We start from the raw sequence: 334 nt of genomic DNA on the forward strand, positions 1-334 counted from the left end.
CACGGTCAGCGACGGACATGGCGGCAGCGTCGAGCAGGTTGCGCGCTTCGAACTGGCTGCGGTCAACGACGCTCCGGTCCTTGCCCGGCCGGTCGCGCTTCCGGCGGGTGCGGAGGACGCGATCCGCATCCTCACGGCGGCCGAGCTCCTGGCCGGCGCCAGCGACGCCGATGGCGACGCCCTGCAGGTGGGCGGGCTCCGGGTCGTCGAGGGCGGCGGCACGATCGAGGATCTCGGCGACCGGCGCTACGCCTACCGGCCCGATGAGAACGCCCATGGCGCGGTGACGCTCGCCTACACGATCAGCGATGGACATGGCGGCAGCGTCGAGCAG

1 protein-coding gene is annotated in these 334 nt (G+C 72.8%); it reads left to right on the forward strand.

What is annotated here, in order from left to right:
• A partial coding sequence (locus E1J50_RS27730; protein WP_165938000.1) for a cadherin-like domain-containing protein occupies positions 1 to 334 on the forward strand: 334 nt, incomplete at both ends.

The sequence above is a fragment of the Methylobacterium segetis genome (assembly GCF_004348265.1).
In the GTDB taxonomy this organism is placed as follows: Bacteria; Pseudomonadota; Alphaproteobacteria; order Rhizobiales; family Beijerinckiaceae; genus Methylobacterium; species Methylobacterium segetis.